This is a genomic window from Vibrio sp. 811 (genome assembly GCF_033339195.1).
Genome location: NZ_JAWOUB010000433.1, coordinates 1 through 685 on the forward strand (window position 1 = coordinate 1; position 685 = coordinate 685).

1 pseudogene is annotated in these 685 nt (G+C 49.5%); it reads right to left on the reverse strand.

From position 1 onward, the window contains the following. A pseudogene (locus tag R7Q46_RS27320) lies at positions 1–685 on the reverse strand (electron transport complex subunit RsxC); the annotation flags it as partial.

Genomic DNA, 685 nt, shown 5'->3' on the forward strand with positions numbered 1-685 from the left:
GTTTCTTCAACAGGTTGAGATTCAGTCTCTTGTTGCGCTTTACGCGCTTTTGCACGAGCAATAGCAGCAGCGACTGCAGCTTTCTTTGGATCTTCGGCTGGCTTTTGAGAAGCTGTTTCTTCAACAGGTTGAGATTCAGTTTCTTGTTGCGCTTTGCGCGCTTTTGCTCGTGCAATAGCAGCGGCTACTGCAGCTTTTTTATCTTCTGGCTCTTCAGATGCGTTTTCTTCCTGCTGAGCTTTTTTCGCTTTCGCGCGCGCGATTGCTGCAGCAACTGCGGACTTTTTGTCATCAGCATTGTTAGCAGGGGTTTCGCTTTGTTCTTTTTCTGCTTTACGTTCACGAGCAAGACGCTTGCGCTCTTCACGCAGTTTTGCCATTTCGGAGTTGTCAGGCTCAGTTGCACCAACTTTTGCTGCTGCGGCTTGCTTCGCTTTTGCTTTGGCAATGGCAGCCGCGACAGCAGGTTTAACTGCTGGCTCAGCTTTATTCTCTTCGTTCGATTTTTGTGCTTTAACACGAGCAATGGCTGCGGCGATCGCATCATCACCACCTGTTGACTTCATCTCTTTTCGACGGTCATCCGCGGCTTTCTTGAAGCGGTTCTCACGTTCTGCTTTTTCGCGTTCCATACGCGCTTTTTTCTCTTCGAAGCGCAGTTTTGCACGCTCTGCGGCTTCTGCTT